This window comes from Streptomyces sp. NPDC045968 (genome assembly GCF_056430475.1).
Window position 1 is genome coordinate 1 of record NZ_JBWKLF010000019.1, and the last position, 19,910, is coordinate 19,910.

The following is a 19,910-nucleotide window of genomic DNA, read 5'->3' on the forward strand; positions in this document are numbered from 1 at the left end:
GGCCTGGCTCACGGGCTACCGCCGGCTCAACCACCGCTACGAACGGAATCCCCGCAACTACCTGGCCTTTCTCGGCCTCGCCGCCGCCATCTGCTACTACAAGCGACTCGTCCGCCTCACCACGTAGGACACGGTCTAAGCGTCGTCTGGTAGCCGGGCCTGGGCAAAGCGGCGGACGATAGGCTCCAGGTAGTCCGCGTGCGGCCCGGCCAGGTCCGCAAGCTGGCCTGGCCGGCCCACCAGAGCGATCCGGTCCAGCTCAGGCTCACGCCCCTTGGCCCGCTCGGCAGTCGCAGCTGTCATGAAGCTTTCATGCATTTCGGCCGCCGACCGAGAAGGGGCCAAATAGACCAGGCCGACGCTGCGGTTCTCGCCGCGAGTGACCGCCCAAAGCCGCAGCTCCTCGGGGGCCGTGTCGAGCCCGGTCTCTTCCACCAGCTCGCGCGCGGCGTTGCGGCGCAGTGCGGCCTCATCAAGCGCTTCACCGTTCTCGGGCGGCTCAACGGAGCCGCCGGGCAGTTGCCAGCGGCCGGGGGCGGCTGTTGAAGGCGACATTCTGGCCGCCATCAGAGACCCGTCGCGCGCCGGCTGCACAATGTTCACGAACAGCGACGGCAGCCACGCGGTGTTGCCGGGTACCCGGCGCAGTGCGTAATGCCGGTAGCTCACCTGCGCCCAGGAGAGGACGACGCTGTGCGGTCCTTCCCATTCCATCCCGGCGCACGCGACCACCGGACCATCGAAGAGGGTGGGGTTGGCCTGTACTGCCATATCCCACACACGGTCTCTGGCCAGCTCATCCTCCGACGACAGCCCTGGCGGTTCAACCTCCTTCAACTGCACCTGATACACATCGAAGAGGTCAACACCCAAAGAGGGAAGCGGCTCGGTCACCCGCCCATGGTAGAGCTGCTTCGACTGCAAATGGCGAAGTGCCCAAGGCACACAGGGAGAGGATGCCTGCCGGCCGCCTTGGTTTTTGCCACTACCTAGTGCCGTATCAGGCAACGTTTGCCTTGTCGTGAGGACGACTCGCTGCGCACCTGTCAAAGCGGTGCGGCTGAGGAGCATCGAAACGGCTAGAGGAGGCACGTTGTCGACGGTCGGCTAGCTGAGCGACCGGATTATGGGGCTGCTGGTTTGTCAGTGGGCGGCCGTACGCTCAGCCCGTGAATATTGATGATCTTAAGTGGCAGTCACGGGGTCTCGGTGGCTACCCACCCGTGTTGGTGGACCTGTTGGTAGAGCAGGGGCACGTGGAGCTGCTGGTCCAGGCGGCTTCAAGGGGAGCGTGGTCCTGCGCGAGGGCGGCAGCGCGCGAACTGTGCAAGATAGCGGAGTTCGAGCGGGCTCTGGGCGTACTGAAGCCGTTTGTCGAGGTTGGCTGGGAGCCAGCACGCTGGGCGGCTGCCGACATCATGCTGCAGGCGGGACGGGTACAGCAGGCGCTGGACTGGGGCCGCCCGGACGATACGGATCTGGCGTCGGAGCACGTGTACCGTCGGCACCGTCGTCCTGGTCGTCTCGGAGCTCGTCACCAACGTCCTGCGTCACGGCGGCGGCACCTGCACCCTGGACCTGACCGAACACCCGGACAGCATCGAGGTGGCCGTCCACGACGGCAGTACGCAGCCCCCGCGCATGCGCACCCCCGACCTGAACGGCGCCACCGGAGGCTTCGGCTGGCCCATGGTCAACCGCCTCGCCCGCACCACCGCAGTGACCCACCGGACAATCTGCGGCAAGACTGTCAGCGCCCTCCTCCCCCGGTAGCACCAAGGCACCTGCGCCAGTCGGTATGCCGGAGCGCGCTCTGCAGGGCAGCGGGAGGACCTCATGGCACTGGCGCACCGCCTGCCGAGGGCGCCCCTCGTCGAGCAGCAGCCGCGCGAGCCGCAGATGGAGGTCCCCTGCGCGCCGATGGAGCCGTGCCCGTGCCGCTGGAGCACTACGCCTACGGCCCGTTGCACGACCCGCGCGTGTCCGCCTGGGTAGACGTCCACACCGAGCCCGCCCGGGACAACGAGCACTGGCCGCGCTGCGCGTTGCCCGTGCTGGAGCAGGAAACCGGGCGCTGCGGATGGACCCGAATCACCCGCCGCCGGAACGCCTATGAGGCGATCGCGTACGCCTACCAGGAGGCGACGGCGGAAGCCCGGATGCGGACCAAGCCGGACCCGAGCACAGCAGAAGTCCATGAGCTGGCCGAGCAGATGCGCGCATGGTGCTGGCGCGTGCACCGGCAGGCATGCGCCCAACAGATGCTCATCAGCGCCGGGAAGCCGCGCTAGGAGAAGCCGGAAAAGCGCAGGTCAATCGCACTCGCCTTCCACTAGGCGTGCTCAATTGGCGCTGGAATTCTTCATGTCGAGAGGTTGGCCCCTCCCGACACCCCGAACCGCAACACGCGAAGGAGTGTCACTCTATGGCTTGTGCCCGCAGGACCGGTTCCTGACTGCATAAGCTGAGCCACCTCGGCGCGGCTCAAAGCGGCATGCTCGGGTCAGTCCGGTTGAGGGCGTGCGCGTGACCATGCCGGAACCGACCTGCTCTGCCGCTCCTGCGCAATCCCGGCGTGAGGATGCTCAAGAGGTCTGCCTTGGTCGAGTTCGGAGACGGTGGCGGTGGAGGCGGGGCTCTCGGGGAAGTAGTCGGCGTCCTTGGGGCGTGTGCGCGCGGACAATGCGCGGGGTGCGGGTTCGAGGTGCGGAATGTGTTTGGAACAGTGCACGTAGGCCTCGTGGACGCTGATCAAAGTCCACAGCACGGGTCTGCGCCCCGGGGCAGTGTCGGCCGGTATCCAGGGGTGGGCGCCTCGCAGGTCGTGATCACCGACGAGCCCGGCGGAGCCGTTGACGTGCAGTCCGATATGGTCCTGGGTGAAATCCATGAAAAGCAGGCCGATGTGCGGGTTTTCGGTGATATTGCCCGCGCTGGCGAGGACGCCGTTGCCGCGGTATTCGGGGTAGGCCAGGGTCTGGTCGTCCAGAACAACGACGAAGCCGGGGGGGCCCGCGCGGAAGGTGGCATCGCACTGCCCGCGGGCATCGGCGGTGGAGAGGAAAACCATAGATTGGCGGTGGATGAAGTCACGCATGGCCGCTGTGAGGTGTGCGTGGACCTGCCGGTCGTAGAAGGCATCGGCTCGCTCCCGACTGCCCAGGTGGTCCTGCAACCGGCGTTCTCCGTGTGAGGGGGTGGTGTGGTGGTGCGTCACAGGGGGTCGTTCTCCAGACTGGTTCGCGGCGGTGTGAGGGGAGCGGTGAGCACGGGAGTGTCGATGGGGTCGTGGTGGATGTGAGCCCGTGGGGTGCCCTGACGCAGGAGGGTGTCAACGGCTGTAGTGACCATGACGGGCGGGCCGCACAGAAAGGCTTCGTGCCGGTCCCAGGGGCCGAATTCGCGCAGGACCTGCGGGAGCGTGCCTTGCTGGCCGGGAATCTCCTGGTGGGAGACGGATGCGCGGACCGTCAGCCAGTGGTGGCGCTGGGCCATACGCAGCATGTCGTCGAGGCCGTAGAGCTCCTCGGCGGTGCGGGCTCCCACGAACAGGTCGACGTACCGGCGCATATCATGGACGGCTGCTTCCTCCAGCAGGGCACGAATCGGCGCAAGGCCGGTACCGCCAGCCACACACACCAGATCTCGGTCACCTGCCGACGCGAGTGTCATGTCGCCCTGCGGCGGCCCCAGCCGCACGGTGTGACCCGGCGTTCCGTGATACACCAGCGCACTACTGACCGGCCCATCGGGAACAGCCCGCACATGAAACGTGAGGGTGCCATCCGAACGCGGCGGGTGGGAGGGGGAGTAATGCCGCCAGGCACGGGGATGCCAGGGGGTTTCCATGCTCACGTACTGCCCGGCCACGAAGGGGTAGGGCAGATCAGGACGCACGGTGATCTCAGCGATTCCGTGCCCGCGGTACGCATGATCGATGATCTGCGCCTCCCAGGTAGCCGGGCGCAGGCGCACGTCATCGGCCGCGGCCGACATCATCACGTGGGCAGCGAGGGAGTACGAGCGGGTCCAGGCGTCGGCGACCTCGTCGTTCCAGGCCGGCCCCGCATAGCGGGCCACAGCGGCCAGCAGACACTCGCCCACCGCGGGATAGTGGACGTCCATGGTCCCGAACTTGCGGTGGTCGCGTCCCAGCCGGGAGCAGAATTTCACCAGGTTGTCCACGTCGTCGACCAGGTCGATGATACGCAGCAGTCCGCGCAGCAGCCGGTCACGCTGGACGTCCATGTTGTCGGGGAACAGGCTCCGGACCTCGGGATAACGGGCGAAGAGGATGGCGTAGAAGTACACCGTCAGGTCCGTGGCCTGCGGTGCGACCACCGCCAGGCTGGAGCGCACCAGGGAGATCTCCCGACTCGTGGGCGCTATGGGCATCATCTCCAGCCACCATCCGACGCAAGGCGGAAGAGCTCTGGGGCTCGTGCATGAGACAGGTGGGGGAAGCAAGGGGCCGGGCCGGATGCTGAGGTGACCAGGATGGACAGATGTGCAGACAAGAACAGCTTCGCAATCGTGAGGGGCTTCCAACTCTGGCAGGCAATGAGCCGTGAAGCATGATCAGCGGACGCACCCTTGTGCCCGCCGCATTGCACTGCCAAACGAGTCTCATTCAACCTTCGCGACAGCTTCACTCGAAGCACAGAGAATCGGCACTCTTCAGCGGGCCCGCTCCGAACGTCAGCGGTAGCGTCGACAGCAGGCCGGCCTGGCGGCCGCGGCCCGGATGCAGGAGCGGCTGAAGCGGTTTGGCGCGCGGCGGCCGGGCGAGGACGACGTGTGGTGCGGGTTCGGATTCGCGGCGCTTTCCAACGGCACCTGCACCGGGCAAAGTTCGAGCAGCAGGATGCGCGTTGCGGACCACTTGTGTTCCCGGCGTAGCCGCTCGGTTTGCTCCACTAACTACCTCGCCCGGCGTGGCTGTCGGTTGGTGGCGAGGCGCGGAGGACCGGTCGTGCAGACCCAGTTCGCCATAGCGGCGGAACCGGTTTGCCCACTTCGACGCGCACGCCCTTGAGATCCCCATCTCCGCGGCCACGTGGGCGATCGGGCGGGACTTACAGCGTTCGACGAGGCGGCGTCGGCCTTCAACGGACAGCGGGGCGTTGCGGTGAAGCGACGGCCTCTTCACGCTCATCGGGTGTGCCGTGTGGGTGCAGAAACGACAGGAAGGCGAACTGCTACCAGCGGTAGGAAGCAGCCGACGAGGGGCCCCATGCACAGTGCGATCAGCACGGTGCCGACCCCGACGGTTCCACCCAAGAGCCAGCCGCCGCCAGCAACGGCGACGTCGATGCCGGTGCGCACAAGGGCGACGGGTAGGTGGGTGAGCCGAACGAGTCCGGTCATGATGCCGTCGCGTGGTCCCGGCCCGAACTGCGCGCCGAGGTAGAGCGCGTCAAAGAATGCCAGTGCGACGAGGCCGAGGACGAGGTATCCGATCTCGGCGAGTGGCCCCTGTGCGTTGGGGAGCACAGCCGCGGTGGCATCTGCGGCGAAGCCGACGATCGCGACGTTGAGGAGCGTGCCAAGCCCGGGCAGTTCTCGCAGGGGATCCATGCAATAAGCACAAGCAGCGAGATCAGATTTGTCGCCCTACCGAACCCGGAACGGTTCAGGCGCAGTGACGACGGAACCTCGAGCCATCAACACCAAGACGCGCGTGCACCTGACGGCGACACCTCCGACGTCCAGTACGCCTCCCGAGCAGGGCGCCCTCTGGTGAGGAGACCCTGAGGGCGCACCAACTACGCGACGGGACTCGCCTGAACAGGCCGGCAAGCTCGCCGCGTCAGGGCCCGCCCATGCAGAACCCGTGTCGGAACAAGCCGCCAGAAGTGCCTCACGTGTCACGCATCTATCACCAACAGCGTTGACGCCCCTGGACCACAGCAACCAGACCTACGCAAACGCTTCTGAACTGGACCAGCTAGACCCCACAGGACGCATTCGCCAACCTGTGCCATGTGGTGCCACAGGATCAATCCCCAGCTCCACGTTCAAGACGACGCCGCCCGCCTACCAAGATCCGGACCATACGCGGGCCAACTCCGCATGTTCGACGCGTCGGACCAGCATCATTGCTGTTCAGAAGGGCGTAGCCGCCTGTACCACCAGCAGACGAAGAACCTCCTGGTCTCGTACTCGCCGAAGAAGCTGGGCTTCTTCTAGACACAGAAGAAAGGCGCCTGACCAGGGGGTTTCCCCATCAGGCGCCCTTCCTTCCGCACATCGAAGGCACAGGTCGGAATATGAAGCCAATCCCGGTACCGTCCCGGGTCATTTCCGGGCCAAGGTCCTGACCGGGCGCGCCCTACGCACCGCTCTCCGGCTCGTCCCACCGCCGCATCGAATGCGCAACACACGCGTCACCACCGCGACACGCCGTGAATCCTCGTTCCTTGATCAGAAATGCACTTCGAACTTGGGTGTTGTGACGCGTGTATCTGTTCGATACGATCGCAACGCTCAACGTCCGTAAGTCCGCCTATTGCAGGGGGCATTGTGGGTGCGTCAGCGTCAGCAATACCCTCCGAGCGGGACTCTTGATGGGCGAGGCCGAGGAGAAATCAAGAACTTCCGAGCCTGAATTATCGAAGGAATCGTCCTCGTCACCATTCCGAAGACGGGACTTCTCCCTCTTCTGGGCTGCGGGCACCGTCGACGGTCTCGGCACCTGCGCATCCTCCCTCTTTCTCCCGCTGATCCTGCTGGGCGCCGGGTATCCGCCCGGACTCGCCGGACTCGTCGCATCGGTGGCACTCATCAGCGGACTGGTGGTCTCGCCGGTCGCGGGCGTGTTCGCCGACCGGTGGCCGCGCAAGCCGATGATGTACGCGGCGGCCCTGGTCGCGGCGGGCGCCATGGGATCGGTGTTCGTGGCCGTGGCCCTCGGCCACGTCGTCCTCGTCCACGTACTCGTCGCCGCCGCGGTCGAGCAGGCGGCCAGCGCCACCTACGGAGCGGCGGCCAGCGGAACGATCCGGCGGCTGGTGCCGCCCGAGGGGTACGCCCGGGCGATCGGGTACCTGCAAGCGCGGGACCAGGCGGTGCAGATCGTCGGACCGACGCTGGGTGGCGTTCTGTACCAGCTGGCGCGATGGGTGCCGCTGCTCGCGGACGCGGCGTCGTTCCTGCTGGTGGCGGTGTTGACCAAGGCGATCCGCGCGGATCTGACGCCCGGCCGGGAGGGCCCGGCCGCGTCGTTCGCCCGTGACCTCGCCGAAGGACTGCGCTTCGTGTGGGCCGAGCCCTTCCTGCGCTTCGTGGTGGTGTGGACCGCCGGGATCAACGCGCTGCTCGGCGCTCTGTACTTCCACGCGGTGTTCGCCTCCCACGCCCAAGGCGCCAGCCCTTCCTCGATCGGGCTCATCCTCACCCTGGCAGGCGTCGGCGGGCTGCTGGGCGCACTCGCCGCGCCGTGGCTGGTCAGGCGGGTCCCGGCCGCGCGGATCGTGACGGGTGCCTCGTGGGCCATGGTGCCGACGGCGGCCGGGCTCGCGTTCGCGTCCCGGACCTGGTCCTACGGGCTGCTGTTGAGCGGGGTGTCGTTGATCGTGCCGTCCGTGGTGATCGTGCTGCAGACCCGGGCGGTGCTGGTCACCCCCGACCGGTTACTGGCCCGGATGGGGACGGTGCTGGGCACCGCCGGCCAGGGCGTCGCGGTGCTGGCGCCGGTGGCGGCGGGGGTCCTGGTGGCCGCGTACGGGGGCCGGACGGTGGCGTTGGGCTGCTCGGGCGCGTTCGCCGGGCTGGCGCTGTACGCGACCGTCAGCGCCGGGCTCGTGGCCCGGGAGGCACCGTGACACCGGCCCCGCCGAAAGCGGCCACGCGCACCTACGGCGTCTACCGGCCGGTGCTGCCGGTGACCAGCCCTCGGAATCCGGACCGGATGGTGTACACCGGCGATGCCGACGGCCGGTGTGAGATCTTCACATGGGACCGCTCCAGCGGCGCCGGACGCCAGGTGACGGACCGTCCGCACGGCACGCTGCTGTGCGCCATCGACGGCGACGAGGCCGTGTGGTGGTTCGACGAGGACCGCGGCGGCAGTGGTGGCTGGCGCACCCAGGACTTCGACGGCGGCCCGGACCGTCCTGCGCTGGCCGGGGTGCCGTACGGGCGGCCCGCCGGACTGGCGCTGGCGGACGGGGGCGCGGTGGCCGTCGGCATCCGCAGCTCCGATGGACTCAGCGTGCATCTGGGGCGACGCGGCGGCACGGGCGCACCCGTCCTGCACACGACGGATGCCGGCACGCTGTGCGACCTGGCGCCGGACGGACGGCTGCTGGCGGTGTCCGGACCCGCGCACTCCGCCCGTGCTGTGACGCTGCTGACCCCGGACGGGACCACCGTCGCGGTGCTCTCCGGCACCAGGGAACGCACCTGGGCGCTCGGCTTCGCGCCCGCGCTCGCGTCATTACCCGGGCCGGTGCCCTCACCCGGTCCGACGCCGCTATCCGGACCGAGGTCGTTATCCGGACCGACCCCGTTATCCGGACCCGGACCGATGCCCGGCCGCACCCTGCTGCTGGTCATGCGCGAGCGGGCCGGCCGCTACCACCTCGGCACCTGGGCCCCCGGACGCGGACTGAAGCTGCTCCCCTGGTGCTCGTTCGACACCGAGACGACCGCCCGCTGGTATCCCGGCCCGGGTAGCGCGCGGGTGCTGATCCGGCAGGACCGGCACGGCCGCAGCCGGCTGTTCACCGCCGACCTGGACCGCCGCGAGCTGACCCCGGTGCCCACCCCGGAAGGCAGCATCCTGGACGCGTCACCGGCTGCCGACAGCGACGTGCATTTCATCTGGACCGACGCGGTGAACGTACCGCGGGCGCTGTCCCTGTCGGGTGCGCCGCTGCCGGGGCAGAGCCAGTGGCGCCTTCCCCGGTTCGGCCGCCGCCAGGACCTGTGGACGCCCGGGCCCGACGGCGAGGTGCACACGTTGGTCACCACACCCGCCGACCGTCCCGCACCATATCCGCTGGTCTTCCTCGTGCACGGCGGCCCGGCCGACCACGACCGCGACGCGTACGACCCCATGGTGCAGGCACTCGTCGGCTCGGGTTACGCCGTGGCCCGCGTCAACTACCGGGGCTCGACCGGCTACGGGCCGCGCTGGCGCTCCGCCTACTCCGAGGGCGTCGGCCACACCCAGGTCGCCGACCTGGTACGGGCCCGAGCCGCGCTGCTGGACCAGGGCATCGGCCGCGAGGGCGCCGTGGGCCTGTGCGGCACGTCGTGGGGCGGCTATCTGACGTTGTTGGCCATGGGGACCCGTCCGGACCTCTGGGACGCCGGTGTGGCCGTCAAGCCGCTCGCCGACTGCGCCACGGCGTTCCGGCACTCCACGCCCGCCCTCCAGGCACTGGACACCGCACTGTTCGGAGGTACTCCGGACCATGTGCCCGACGCCTACGCCCACGCCTCCCCGTCCTCGTACGCGGCCGCCATCCGCTCCCCGCTGCTGGTCGTCGCCGCACGGCAGGACGCCAAGTGCCCGCCGGAACAGGTCGAGGCCTACCTGGCCGTGCTGCGTGCGGGCGGTGTGACCCACGAGGTGATGTGGCTGGACTCGGGCCACGACGGCTACGACGGAGCCGACCACCTGGCCGTGATCCAGCGGTCCCTCAGATTTCTCGGCCGAGGGCTGCCTTCGGCACCCGTACGGGCCGAGCCGCTCCCACCCCCGGAGGGGAGGTGAACATCATGCAGAAGGACATCATCCACGGCGACCCGCTCGACGGCGACGAGGAGAGCCGCAAGCCGGGCGTCGGCGTCGTCGTCTACCTCCGCTCCGCGGAGGAGATGGAAGACGAAGACAAGTAGCACCAGGGGGCCGGCCCGCACCCCGTGTGCGACCGGCCCCTACCACGCCGGGCTGGCCGGACCGTGACTGGACCGGGCCAGACCCCCGGCTCCAACCAGGAGCCGGTCCCGGGCCTGGCGCCCCGTGCGGTGCCCACCCGGGGAAGTCGGCAGGTGCCCGGTCCGGTGCCTGCCGGCTACCCCGGCCGGGTGCCTGACAGCTCTCCGTGCACTGATCACATGAGAAGAGGCGAGCCATGCGCGTACTCCTGGTAAACATGCCCTGGGCCCCGATCGATCTCCCGTCGCTGGCTCTCGGAATTCTCAAGCGCAGTGTCGACGAGCGCGTCCCGAACGGATCAGCGGACGTTCTCCACGCCAACATCGAATACGTCGACTGGATCACCAAGAACACGGAATTCACCTTGGAGGACTACTCCTACTACGCGCTCGGCTCCTACTTCCTGGGCTGCGGCGACTGGGTGTTCTCCTCCGCCCTTTACGACGACCCCGAGTGGCGGGTTCCCGAATTCACCGAGGCGATGAGCAGCCGGGTACGCGGAGCCCGGATGGAGATGACGAAGGCGCTGCACGTGACCGCGCCCGATTTCGTCAGATACATTGCCGAACGAATCGTCGAACTGGCCCCGGACGTCGTCGGTTTCACCTCGACGTTCCAGCAGAACACGGCTGCCCTGGCGGCCGCCAAGTACGTCAAGCGCCTCGCCCCGCACATCGTGACGGCCATGGGCGGCGCCAACTGTGACGGCAAGCAGGGCGAGGCCGTTCACCGCAACTTCCCCTTCGTCGACTACGTCCTGCGCGGCGAGGGAGAGGTGTCGTTCCCCGCGCTGATCAGGGCGCTGGACGCCGGCGAGCCGCTGTCAGAGGTTCCCGGACTGTGCCGGCGCGACGCGGACGGCGCCTCCGTGGTCAACGCCATGAGCACCAAACCGCTGCCGCCGGCCGCGATCCTGCCGCCGGACTACTCCGGGTACTTCGAGAGGCTCGCCTCGTCACACGCGCGGCACTGGGTCGAGCCGAAGCTGGTCGTCGAGGGCGCGCGGGGATGCTGGTGGGGCGAGAAGCACCACTGCACCTTCTGCGGGTTGAACGGCTCGTTCATGGAGTTCCGCAGCAAGAGCCCGGACGTGTTCTACGACGAGATCATGGAGATGGCCCGCAGGCACCGGGTCCTGGACATGTACGTCGTGGACAACATCCTGGACATGGGGTACGTGAACACGGTGCTGCCGCGCATCATCGACAGCGGGTTCGACCTGCGCATGCACATCGAGATCAAGTCCAACATGCGGCGGGGACAGCTCCAGACCCTCGCCGACGCGGGCCTGATCTTCGTCCAGCCGGGCATCGAGAGCCTCAACAGCCGGGTGCTGACGCTGATGGACAAGGGCGTGACCGGCGGCCAGAACGTCCGCATGCTCCGCGACGCCGCCACCGTCGGCCTCTCGGTGGCCTGGAACTACCTGCACGGCTTCCCCGGTGAGGACCGCGAGGACTACGACGACGTGGTGGCCCAACTGGCCGCGCTGGAACACCTCAACCCGCCCGTGGGCCCGTCCTCCCGGATAGCGATCGAGCGGTTCAGCCCGTACTTCAGCAACCCCGGGCTCGGCTTCTCCGAACTGCGCCCGGCCGAACCGTACCGGCTCACCTACGACCTTCCCGACGCCGAGATGTTCGACCTGGCGTACGTCTTCGACGTGCCGCCGCGCGGGATCGGCGAGGACGTCGTCGACCGCCTCGACAAAGGCATCTCGCACTGGAGGCGGAACTACGCCGGCAGCCGTCTCACCCACTGCGATCTGGAAGACCGGATCGTCCTGGTCAGTAAGCGCCGGGCCTTCGACTGGACGCACCTGGAACTGACCGACCCGTTCGAGCTGGCCCTGTTCCGGCTGCTCGACCAGCCGCACACGGTGAAGGCGGCAGCCCGCAAGCTGGACAAGGACCACCATGTGGGCGAGGACGCACTGCGGCAGGTACTGACGCGGTGGCGGGCGCTCGGGGTGGTCTTCGAGGACAGCGGGCAGTTCGTGCAGATCGCGCCGCCGGCACGCAACGAGGAGTACCTGCGGATCGACTTCATGCGGCACGGCTCCGCCCGCGAGACCGAACTCGCCGCGACGACCGCCTGACGACTGCCCGACAGAGAGACGACGATGACTCCTGCACTCACCGGCCCCGCACCCTTCACCGTGACCGCCTCACGGGACTACGACCCCGAGGTGGGCATGCTGCCCGCCATGGCCCTGGGCCGCTACGAGATCGACATGAGCGGCGGCGAGGCCGCCCGCCGGCTGTTCGCCGCCGGGGCCAGGCACGTCACGCTGCCCCGCCCGGTCGACGTGACGGACACCGCCGACGCGGCCTGGTCGGTCAGGGCGCTCAGCTTCGTGGGAGACCTGTCCAGCATGGCCATCTCGGTCGACTGGCAACTCCACACCGGCCCGGACCCCGACGCCTGGCGCCACTACAGCCATCTCCACCCGCCGACCGCCGTCCTCGGCACCGCCGACCCGGCCGCGACGGCACTCGCGTGGCGCAACGCGTACTACATCTGCAAGTGCATCTTCCGGTACGGCCCCGGATTCATCCAGGTCCGCGACCGGCGCTACGGCGAGCTGCGCCGCTTCACCATCGACGAACCGGAGTACCACGAGGCCATCGAGGCCCTCACCGACGGTGCCCTTGCCGACGCCATCCCCCGGGCGGTCCTGGACGACCTCATGGCCGAGACCCTCGTTCTCCGCCTCGGCGACCACGTGTGGTGGGCCCCGTACCGGGTCCGCCGCTGGTCGGAGGCACCGCTGGTGATCTGATCGCCCGGCCCGCGCCGCCTGGGGGCAAGGCGCGGGCTCGCCACCCTGGGTGACCGTTCCGACGAGACGGTGGCCGTCGCCGACGGGCTGGGGCACCACGCGGGCGCACGCGCACATGTCGGTCGAAGCAGTGCTCGACGACGTGGCAGCGTCGGCAGGCGGCCGATGAGGTCCAAGTTCACGCCAACTCACTGCGGTTTTCAGGCGGTCTTCGGAAGGAAACGTTCAGTTAACCCAGCGAACAACTGCGCCGGGTTAGTGTGTTTCTTGACCGACCCTTGACCATCCATTGGTGCACGCATGGGGTAGTGAACTGCTCAGGAAGGGGCGCACGACGTGCGGATTACGACGCGGACCGTCCTTTCGCTCCGCGCCGCCGCCCTGTTCGCCCTCCAGCTCTTCGCCCCCACCGCACCCTTCGCATCTGCACAGACGGTCCGTTAAGCCGTGGCCAACGCTCAACCCGGAATCAAGCTTTCCGGAATACCACCGCGTGCGAAGTCCCCCACCCGCCGGGGCTCCGACACCCTCCGGGACCCGAACGGTCCCCCGCGTACCCGCGACCGTCACCGTACGGCCGACTCGGCACCCAATACGTCCGACCGCCCGCTCGTGAGGTTCTGCGCCCCGACCGCGTCCACGTCGGCCGCACCAGGTGTCACCCACCACAGCGCGTCGAGACGGACGCCGGCCCACTCCCGGGCCCCATTGCAGGCGTTTCGCTTCTGAGCAGCGGAACAGCACTCACCTTCTGCCCCCGTAAGCCCGACGCGTCCCCACGCGCGCCAGGAGGAGTCACCACGATCATGCAGCCCCTCATCGACAACGCCCGCACGTTCGGACAGCGCCCTGAGGAATTCGTCGAACTGGCCGAAGGGCAATCGCCCGAGGTCCTGTTCGTCACCTGCTCCGACTCCCGGGTCGTACCGGCCCTGATCACGGGCGCCCGGCCCGGCGAGCTCTTCGAGCTGCGCACCGCGGGCAACATCGTCCCCCCATACCGCTCCGAGCACCCCACCAGCGAGGCAGCCACGGTCGAGTACGCGGTGGAGGTGCTCGGCGTCCAGCACATCGTGGTCTGCGGGCACTCCCACTGCGGCGCCGTCGGCGCGCTGGTACGGGGCGACGACCTGACCGCCGTACCGGCCGTGCGTGACTGGCTGACGCACGCCGCGGACGGGCTCGCGTACTCGGACGCGGACGACCCGACGGTCGCCGAGGCTGTGCAGCATCACGTCCTGGCTCAGCTGCTCCGGCTGCGTTCCTACCCCGCCGTCAACACACGCCTCGCCGCGGGGCGGCTCCAGCTGCACGGCTGGTACTACGAGGTGCACACCGGAGCCGTACGCGAACACCGTACGGACACCGGCACGTTCGAGGCGCTGTGAGCGGGCCGATGATGGCGACGACTCCAGGAGCTGCCGGCACCTCGAAGGCCAAGTTCCCGCATCTGCGCCAGGACTTCGGGGCCTCGCTCGTCGTGTTCCTGGTCGCGCTGCCGTTGTGTGTGGGCGTCGCCGTCGCCTCCGGCGTCCCGGCGGAGCTCGGACTGGTCACGGGCATCGTGGGCGGCCTCGTCGCCGGCCTGCTGCCGGGCAGCAGCCTGCAGGTCTCCGGGCCGGCCGCCGGAATGACCGTGCTCGTCTTCGAGGCGGTCCGTGCGTACGGGCTGCCCGCGCTCGGCATTATCGTACTGGCCGCCGGTCTGCTCCAACTGGCCATGGGCGCCCTGAAGCTGGGGCGCTGGTTCCGGGCGATCTCCCTGTCGGTGGTCGAGGGCATGCTGGCCGGTATCGGCCTGGTGATCATCGCCGGTCAGTTGTACGCGGCGGCCGGCCTCGAAGCGCCGGCCTCCGGTGTCGACAAGATCCTGGGACTGCCCGGGGCTACCGTCAGCGCGCTGGACAGCACCGGGGCACTGGCCTCGCTGGCGGTCGGCGCGGGCACCATCGCGGTGTTGGTGCTGTGGAAGCACTTGCCCAAGAGCGCCCGGACGATCCCGGGGGCGCTCGGCGCGGTGATCCTGGCCACGGTGGCCACATTGGCGTTCGACCTACCGGTCGCCAGCGTCGAGGTACAGGGCCTGCTCGATGCCGTCCAGCTGCCCGGCGCGGAGGCCTTCGGTGCGCTCGCCGGCCCGGCCGTTATCGGCACGATCCTCGCCTTCGCCCTCATCGCCTCGGCCGAGAGCCTGTTCAGCGCCGCGGCGGTGGACCGGCTGCACCGCGGTCCGCGCACCGACTACGACAAGGAACTCATCGCTCAGGGCGCGGGCAACGCGCTGTGCGGTGTGCTCGGCGCGCTGCCGATGACCGCCGTGATCGTGCGCAGTTCCGCCAACGTGGCGGCTGGCGCGAAGACCAAGGCTTCCCGGGTGCTGCACGGCGTGTGGCTGCTGCTGTTCGCCGCGCTGCTGCCCTGGGCGCTGGCCCTGATCCCGCTGCCCGCGCTGGCCGGCATCCTGGTCCACGCGGGCTGGAAGCTGATCCCGTTCCGCCAGTTGGTGTCGCTGTGGCGGACGCACCGGGGCGAGGCGCTGATCCTCGTGGTCACGGCCGGTTCGATCGTCGCGGTGAACATGTTCGAGGGCGTCCTGATCGGTCTGGCCCTCTCGGTGATCAAGACCGCCTGGGAGGCATCGCACGTCAATGTCGAGGTCTTCGACAAGGGCGCCGGTCCCGTCCAGGCGTATATATCGGGCAACGCGACCTTCCTGCGGCTGCCGAAGATCCTCGACAACCTGGAGGCGCTGCCCAAGGACCGGCCGGTCGAACTGGACCTGTCCGGCCTGCACCACCTGGACCACGCCTGCCGCACGGCCCTGGAGACCTGGACAGAACGGCACAGCGCGACCGGCACGGACCCGGTCAAGGTCACGGCCGACAACACCTGACCGCCCAGCAGCCGGGCGGTACACACCACACGTGTACTGCCCGGCCTGCCGGGTCCGAGCAGCCGAAACTGCTCTCATGGGCCTCCGTGGCAGATCCGCGTGGGTACCCCTGCCACCGCTCGACGAGGCGCCGGCCACGGGCAAACCGAAGTACGCTCCGTGGGCACGGACAAATAGACGCATACTGGCCCTATGGCTTCGTCCGCACGCGCCGTAACCGGCCTGCGCGAGCGACTCGGCAGCGCCGTCTTCACCCGGGTCGCCGGCCCGGCAGGCCCGGAAAACCGCGCCCGCATCCACGGGACACCCGGCCCACGGTGGTTCGGTCCCGACCGGCCGATACGTACGGTCCACGGGGATGCGTCCATGTTCATAGGTGGACTTCGGGCTCTCCTCCTGCAGTCCCTGCATCCTTTGGCCATGGCTGCTGTCGCCGCCCACTCCGGTTTCCGCGGCGATCCCTGGGGGCGGCTTCAGCGCACCAGTACGTTCCTCGCCGTAACCACATACGGAACAGCGGACGACGCACAACAGGCGGTCGACCGGGTGCGAGCCGTACATAGCCGGGTGAGCGGAACTACCCCGTCCGGAGAGCCATACCACGCCGCCGATCCGCACCTTCTCGGCTGGGTGCACGTGGCCGAGGTGGAGAGCTTCCTAGTCGCCCACCTGCGCTACGGGGCCACACCGCTCGACGCCGCAGCGTACGACGGCTACGTCGCCGACGCGGCACGGGTCGCGGAAGCACTCGGCGTCACCGATCCCCCGCACGATCGCAAGGAACTCGACGCCCGCCTCCAGGCCTACCGCTGCGAGCTGCGCCCGACAAACGAAGCTCGCGAGGCAGCACGCTTCCTGCTCCTGCACCCGCCTCTGCCCTGGGCCGCGCGTGCGCCCTATGCGGTACTCGCCGCGAACTCCATCGCCACGCTCCCCCAGTGGGCCCGTACGTCGCTGGGGTTGCCCCGGCTGCCGGGCGTCACCGAAGCCTGCGTGACCCCGACCGGCCGCGCGCTGACCGCCGCGATTCGCTGGGCCATGGCTCCGCCACGCCCCTAGCTGTGATCAGGGCACCTGACCAGGCATCCCACCTGTCAGGCGCCCTGCGGACACCGGCAGCGGTGCGCCTCCCGTCGTCGGGAAGCCGGTGCAGCCGGTCTCGCCTTTCTGCCGATGACGCTGGTCAACTTCGTCTTCGCGGTCCAGGTGCCGCGGCTGCTGGAGCATGCGAGCAGTCCGCAGGTGCTCACCGCCGGGCTCGCCCTGACCATGGTGGGCATGGTGTGGCTCAGCCGTCTCGACCTGCACACGCCCTACCTGACCGGCATGGCGTTGCCGATGGTGCTCATCGGCGCCGGCCAGGGCCTGGCGCTGGCTCCGCTGACCTCCAGTGGCGTCGACGGCGTCGCCCCTGCGGACGCGGGAGCCGCCTCGGGCCTGGTCAACACCGTGCACCAGATCGGCAGCGCGCTGAGCCTCAGCATCCTGACCGCTGTGGCCGCGTCGGTCTCTACCGGTCATGGGGTCGCCGACATCGCGGCCCGCTCGGGTGCCGCGCTGACCGGGCCCGCCGTCCTGCTTGCCCTGGCCCTGGCGGCCACCCTCACCCTCATCGTCCCCGCACGTACCCGCCCGCACGAAAGGTCCCTGTGATGCAGACCCTCACCCTCAACAACGGCGTCGAGGTGCCCGCCCTCGGACTCGGTGTCTTCCAGTCCCCGCCGGAGGAGACCCGGGCCGCCGTCACGGCCGCGCTCGAACTCGGCTACCGGCACATCGACACCGCCGCCGCGTACGGCAACGAACGCGAAGTCGGCCAGGCCGTTCGCGCCTCAGCCGTGCCCCGCGACGACGTCTTCATCGAGACGAAGATCTGGATCAGCGACTACGGCTACGACGAGACCCTGCACGGCTTCGACAAGAGCGCCGCCAAGCTCGGCGTGGACCAGATCGACCTGCTGATCCTGCACCAGGCGCTGCCGTCGGACTTCGACAAGACCCTCGCGGCTACCGCGCTCTGGAGCGGCTCCTGGCAGACGGCAAGGTCCGGGCGATCGGCGTCAGCAACTTCATGGTCGACCACCTGACCACGTTGCTCGACGCCACCTCCGTCGTGCCGGCCGTCAACCAGCTGGAGATCCACCCGTACTTCCAGCAGCGCGCGGTCCTCGACTTCGACTCCGAGCACGGCATCCTCAACCAGGCGTGGTCTCCCATCGGTGGCATCACCTTCTACCCCGGATATGGCGAGGACCGCAGGAGCGTCCTTGAGGACCCGGCCGTCACCGCGATCGCCGAGGTGCACGGGAAGAGCCAAAGCGACTTGGGGCCGTTGTTCGCTGCGCTGAACCAGGACCCGCCCGGCTCCCTGGACGCGGTACGGGACGAGGCGAACATGCCGCTCGACGCCGAGCCGCAGCGGGTCCGCGACGACCTCGACGCTGTCCGAGCACGCGCCGCAGCCTGACGGCAGTCCGGGCCCGCCGCGCAACGCCCGCCGCGTAAGAAGGGGGCAGCGTGCCACCCGCCCCCAGTCACGCGCTTGCTGAAACCAGTTGGTCACCATTCCTGCGACCAACGGCGAATTGCCAGTCTTGGCGGAACCAGTCCGGCGGGCTGGAGCCCGCTATGGCGTGAACGCCTTCGCTGGTGGCATTCGACATCGGCCCAGGGGGGCTTCAATCCCGTGGTCCACGGACTTCCAGGACTCTGGCGGTGAAGGCCCTCAGCTGAGTCCGCATCTGCTCACGAGTCGTCCGCTGTTGGCCGACGAGGTGTTCGACGAGGTCGGCGCGGGTGGCGGCCAGCAGAGCATGCGCGGTGAAATCGCTGTCGGCCAGCCCGGGAATCTGCTCCAGCGCGGCCTGGAGTGTGCTGTGCCACCGCTCGTAGTGTTCTGCCGCGTAGGGGCTGTCCCCGCCGGTCCCCTCCAGTGCCAGGGCAAGATGGCGGTTGTCGATCTTGAAGCACAGCACGGCGTCGAGGAGGGCGGGTACGCGCTCCAGCGGCGGGGTGGCGGGCCCCAGAGGTGGTGGCCCCTCTTCGGCGGCGAGCCTGATCGGGGCGAGCCGCAACGCGTAGAGCGCGTGGATCAGGCCGGTGCGGTCACCGAAGCCACGGAAGAGCGTTGCCTTGCCGACGCCGGCTGCTGCCGCGATGTCAGCCATGGTGACCGCCTCAGGGCTCTCGCAACGGGCGAAGAGCGTGTCGGCGGCCGCAAGGACGGCCTCCCGGTTGCGAGCGGCGTCCGCGCGTGGCTTGCGTTCGGGCATGCCGTTCCTCCGATCCTCCGATTGCAAAACGGACCCTGGGTCCGTATCGTCGAAAGCGTGAAACGGACTCAGAGTCCGTATCGTACGGGACGGAGCACCCCATGAGCACGAACACCGCACCGGCGGACGTGTACCGCCACGGCCTGCACGCACTGCTGGACAAGGACATCTCCGCCTGGGCCGACCTGTGGGACGAGAACGGGATCCTGGAGTTCCCCTTCGCGCCGGAAGGCTGGCCACAGCGGCTGGAGGGCAGGACGGCCGTCGCCGCGTACATGCGCGACTACCCCGATCACATAGACCTTCACGACTTCCCCTACGTGGAGATCCATCAGACCATCGCCCCCGAGACCATCGTGGTCGAGATGCGCGGTGTGGGCCGTCTGGTGGCCACCGACAGCCCCTTCGACATGTCCTACATCGCCGTGGTCACCGTCAAGAACGGCCTCATCGCCCACTACCGCGACTACTGGAACCCACTCGCCGTCCAGAACCCCGCCACTCATTTCGCCGGGAGCAACTGATGAACGTTTCCCAGGAGTTCACCCTGGTCATCGGGGCCACCGGCACCACCGGCAGTCGCGTCGCCGCCCAACTGGCCGCCGCAGGCCGGCGCGTCAAGGCCGCCAGCCGCCGCGCCACCTCCGTCGACGGGGCCCGCCCCGTACGTGAACGGCAACCGGCGCCGGCCGCGTCGGGTTCGTCGACGCCGACGACATCGCCGCCGTCGCCGTGCATGCGCTGACCGAGGCGCAGGCCCCGCAGACCGACCTGATCATCACCGGGCCCCAAGCGCTGAGCTACGACGACGTCGCCGCCGTCCTCGCCCAGGTCACCGGCCGGACCATCACCCACCGTCGGCTGACCTACGAGCAGATGCGCGACCGTCTGCTGGCCGACGTGCCCGCCGAGTTCGCCGCGATGCTCGCCGGCATGGACCAGGCCATCGCCGAAGGCGCCGAGGACCGCACCACCGACACCGTCCAGCGCCTCACTGGCCGTCCGCCGCGCAGCTTCCGCACGTTCGCGGAACGGGAGATGCACCGAACCCGGAGCTGACATCCCCCCGGTTCCAAC

18 protein-coding genes and 3 pseudogenes are annotated in these 19,910 nt (G+C 69.0%); 15 read left to right on the forward strand and 6 right to left on the reverse strand.

The window, feature by feature from the left end; all coding sequences use genetic code 11:
• Window positions 1–127, forward strand: a pseudogene (locus AC07FA_RS33320) (IS5/IS1182 family transposase); the annotation flags it as partial.
• 8 nt (window positions 128–135) lie between these two features.
• Here the strand turns inward: AC07FA_RS33320 and AC07FA_RS33325 are convergent.
• Window positions 136–894 (reverse strand): NUDIX hydrolase, encoded by a 759-nt coding sequence (locus AC07FA_RS33325; protein ID WP_479080086.1) that lies wholly within the window; start codon window positions 892–894, stop codon window positions 136–138.
• Window positions 895–1,371: 477 nt separating this feature from the next.
• Between AC07FA_RS33325 and AC07FA_RS33330 the strand changes: the two genes are divergently transcribed.
• Both AC07FA_RS33330 and AC07FA_RS33335 read left to right on the forward strand, forming a co-directional pair.
• Window positions 1,372–1,773, forward strand: a complete 402-nt coding sequence (locus tag AC07FA_RS33330) for an ATP-binding protein (protein ID WP_479080087.1) — start codon at window positions 1,372–1,374, stop codon at window positions 1,771–1,773.
• A 206-nt stretch (window positions 1,774–1,979) separates the two neighbouring features.
• On the forward strand, window positions 1,980–2,291 hold the full coding sequence (locus AC07FA_RS33335) for a hypothetical protein (protein WP_479080088.1): 312 nt from the start codon (window positions 1,980–1,982) through the stop codon (window positions 2,289–2,291).
• Between the two features lie 212 nt (window positions 2,292–2,503).
• Here AC07FA_RS33335 and AC07FA_RS33340 read toward each other — a convergent pair whose 3' ends face one another.
• The 4 genes and pseudogenes from AC07FA_RS33340 to AC07FA_RS33355 all read right to left on the reverse strand — a co-directional run bounded on the left by AC07FA_RS33340 (window position 2,504) and on the right by AC07FA_RS33355 (window position 5,577).
• On the reverse strand, window positions 2,504–3,217 hold the full coding sequence (locus AC07FA_RS33340) for a pyridoxamine 5'-phosphate oxidase family protein (RefSeq protein WP_479080089.1): 714 nt from the start codon (window positions 3,215–3,217) through the stop codon (window positions 2,504–2,506).
• Window positions 3,214–4,398, reverse strand: coding sequence for a globin domain-containing protein (locus tag AC07FA_RS33345; protein WP_479080090.1), 1,185 nt, complete (start codon window positions 4,396–4,398; stop codon window positions 3,214–3,216). Before AC07FA_RS33345 ends, AC07FA_RS33340 begins: the two co-directional genes overlap by 4 nt.
• Window positions 4,399–4,863: 465 nt before the next feature.
• Window positions 4,864–5,155: pseudogene (locus AC07FA_RS33350) on the reverse strand (helix-turn-helix domain-containing protein); the annotation flags it as partial.
• Window positions 5,152–5,577 (reverse strand): YczE/YyaS/YitT family protein, encoded by a 426-nt coding sequence (locus tag AC07FA_RS33355; protein ID WP_479080091.1) that lies wholly within the window; start codon window positions 5,575–5,577, stop codon window positions 5,152–5,154. The gene AC07FA_RS33355 and the pseudogene AC07FA_RS33350, both read right to left, overlap by 4 nt.
• A gap of 989 nt (window positions 5,578–6,566) precedes the next feature.
• On the opposite strand from AC07FA_RS33355, the gene AC07FA_RS33360 reads away from it, so the two are divergent.
• The 10 genes from AC07FA_RS33360 (at window position 6,567) to AC07FA_RS33405 (ending at window position 18,028) form a co-directional block, all read left to right on the forward strand.
• Window positions 6,567–7,823, forward strand: a complete 1,257-nt coding sequence (locus AC07FA_RS33360) for an MFS transporter (RefSeq protein WP_479080092.1) — start codon at window positions 6,567–6,569, stop codon at window positions 7,821–7,823.
• Window positions 7,820–9,721, forward strand: coding sequence for a S9 family peptidase (locus tag AC07FA_RS33365; protein WP_479080093.1), 1,902 nt, complete (start codon window positions 7,820–7,822; stop codon window positions 9,719–9,721). The genes AC07FA_RS33360 and AC07FA_RS33365 overlap by 4 nt, the downstream gene beginning before the upstream one ends.
• Window positions 9,722–10,082: 361 nt before the next feature.
• Window positions 10,083–11,984 (forward strand): RiPP maturation radical SAM C-methyltransferase, encoded by a 1,902-nt coding sequence (locus tag AC07FA_RS33370; RefSeq protein ID WP_479080094.1) that lies wholly within the window; start codon window positions 10,083–10,085, stop codon window positions 11,982–11,984.
• A 24-nt stretch (window positions 11,985–12,008) separates the two neighbouring features.
• Window positions 12,009–12,668 carry a DUF5825 family protein gene (locus tag AC07FA_RS33375; protein WP_479080095.1) on the forward strand — a complete coding sequence of 220 codons (660 nt, stop codon included), beginning with the start codon at window positions 12,009–12,011 and terminating at the stop codon, window positions 12,666–12,668.
• An 806-nt stretch (window positions 12,669–13,474) separates the two neighbouring features.
• Window positions 13,475–14,056 carry a carbonic anhydrase gene (locus AC07FA_RS33380; protein ID WP_479080096.1) on the forward strand — a complete coding sequence of 194 codons (582 nt, stop codon included), beginning with the start codon at window positions 13,475–13,477 and terminating at the stop codon, window positions 14,054–14,056.
• Between the two features lie 11 nt (window positions 14,057–14,067).
• A complete protein-coding gene (locus AC07FA_RS33385; protein WP_479080137.1) occupies window positions 14,068–15,561 on the forward strand; it encodes a SulP family inorganic anion transporter in 1,494 nt (497 codons plus the stop codon).
• A 192-nt stretch (window positions 15,562–15,753) separates the two neighbouring features.
• Entirely contained in the window at window positions 15,754–16,620 is an 867-nt protein-coding gene (locus tag AC07FA_RS33390; protein ID WP_479080097.1) for an oxygenase MpaB family protein, read from the forward strand.
• A gap of 114 nt (window positions 16,621–16,734) precedes the next feature.
• A complete protein-coding gene (locus tag AC07FA_RS33395) occupies window positions 16,735–17,214 on the forward strand; it encodes an MFS transporter (protein ID WP_479080098.1) in 480 nt (159 codons plus the stop codon).
• Window positions 17,214–17,648, forward strand: a complete 435-nt coding sequence (locus AC07FA_RS33400; RefSeq protein ID WP_479080099.1) for an aldo/keto reductase — start codon at window positions 17,214–17,216, stop codon at window positions 17,646–17,648. Before AC07FA_RS33395 ends, AC07FA_RS33400 begins: the two co-directional genes overlap by 1 nt.
• Complete coding sequence (locus AC07FA_RS33405) at window positions 17,615–18,028, forward strand: hypothetical protein (RefSeq protein WP_479080138.1); 414 nt, start codon at window positions 17,615–17,617, stop codon at window positions 18,026–18,028. The genes AC07FA_RS33400 and AC07FA_RS33405 overlap by 34 nt, the downstream gene beginning before the upstream one ends.
• Before the next feature lie 211 nt (window positions 18,029–18,239).
• Here AC07FA_RS33405 and AC07FA_RS33410 read toward each other — a convergent pair whose 3' ends face one another.
• Entirely contained in the window at window positions 18,240–18,833 is a 594-nt protein-coding gene (locus tag AC07FA_RS33410) for a TetR/AcrR family transcriptional regulator (RefSeq protein WP_479080100.1), read from the reverse strand.
• A 101-nt stretch (window positions 18,834–18,934) separates the two neighbouring features.
• Here AC07FA_RS33410 and AC07FA_RS33415 point away from each other — a divergent pair, with 101 nt between their 5' ends.
• Together AC07FA_RS33415 and AC07FA_RS33420 are read left to right on the forward strand one after the other, a co-directional pair.
• A complete protein-coding gene (locus AC07FA_RS33415) occupies window positions 18,935–19,357 on the forward strand; it encodes a nuclear transport factor 2 family protein (protein WP_479080101.1) in 423 nt (140 codons plus the stop codon).
• Window positions 19,357–19,892, forward strand: a pseudogene (locus tag AC07FA_RS33420) (Rossmann-fold NAD(P)-binding domain-containing protein). The gene AC07FA_RS33415 and the pseudogene AC07FA_RS33420 overlap by 1 nt, the downstream one beginning before the upstream one ends.
• Window positions 19,893–19,910: the final 18 nt, after the last annotated feature.

Excerpts from the sequence above, each read along its gene's own strand:
- AC07FA_RS33345 (WP_479080090.1), bottom strand. The coding sequence starts at position 4,398 with ATGATGCCCATAGCGCCCACGAGTCGGGAGATCTCCCTGGTGCGCTCC.
- AC07FA_RS33355 (WP_479080091.1), bottom strand. The coding sequence starts at position 5,577 with ATGGATCCCCTGCGAGAACTGCCCGGGCTTGGCACGCTCCTCAACGTC.
- AC07FA_RS33360 (WP_479080092.1), top strand. The coding sequence starts at position 6,567 with ATGGGCGAGGCCGAGGAGAAATCAAGAACTTCCGAGCCTGAATTATCG.
- AC07FA_RS33370 (WP_479080094.1), top strand. The coding sequence starts at position 10,083 with ATGCGCGTACTCCTGGTAAACATGCCCTGGGCCCCGATCGATCTCCCG.
- AC07FA_RS33375 (WP_479080095.1), top strand. The coding sequence starts at position 12,009 with ATGACTCCTGCACTCACCGGCCCCGCACCCTTCACCGTGACCGCCTCA.
- AC07FA_RS33380 (WP_479080096.1), top strand. The coding sequence starts at position 13,475 with ATGCAGCCCCTCATCGACAACGCCCGCACGTTCGGACAGCGCCCTGAG.
- AC07FA_RS33385 (WP_479080137.1), top strand. The coding sequence starts at position 14,068 with ATGGCGACGACTCCAGGAGCTGCCGGCACCTCGAAGGCCAAGTTCCCG.
- AC07FA_RS33390 (WP_479080097.1), top strand. The coding sequence starts at position 15,754 with ATGGCTTCGTCCGCACGCGCCGTAACCGGCCTGCGCGAGCGACTCGGC.
- AC07FA_RS33395 (WP_479080098.1), top strand. The coding sequence starts at position 16,735 with ATGACGCTGGTCAACTTCGTCTTCGCGGTCCAGGTGCCGCGGCTGCTG.
- AC07FA_RS33400 (WP_479080099.1), top strand. The coding sequence starts at position 17,214 with ATGCAGACCCTCACCCTCAACAACGGCGTCGAGGTGCCCGCCCTCGGA.
- AC07FA_RS33410 (WP_479080100.1), bottom strand. The coding sequence starts at position 18,833 with ATGCCCGAACGCAAGCCACGCGCGGACGCCGCTCGCAACCGGGAGGCC.
- AC07FA_RS33415 (WP_479080101.1), top strand. The coding sequence starts at position 18,935 with ATGAGCACGAACACCGCACCGGCGGACGTGTACCGCCACGGCCTGCAC.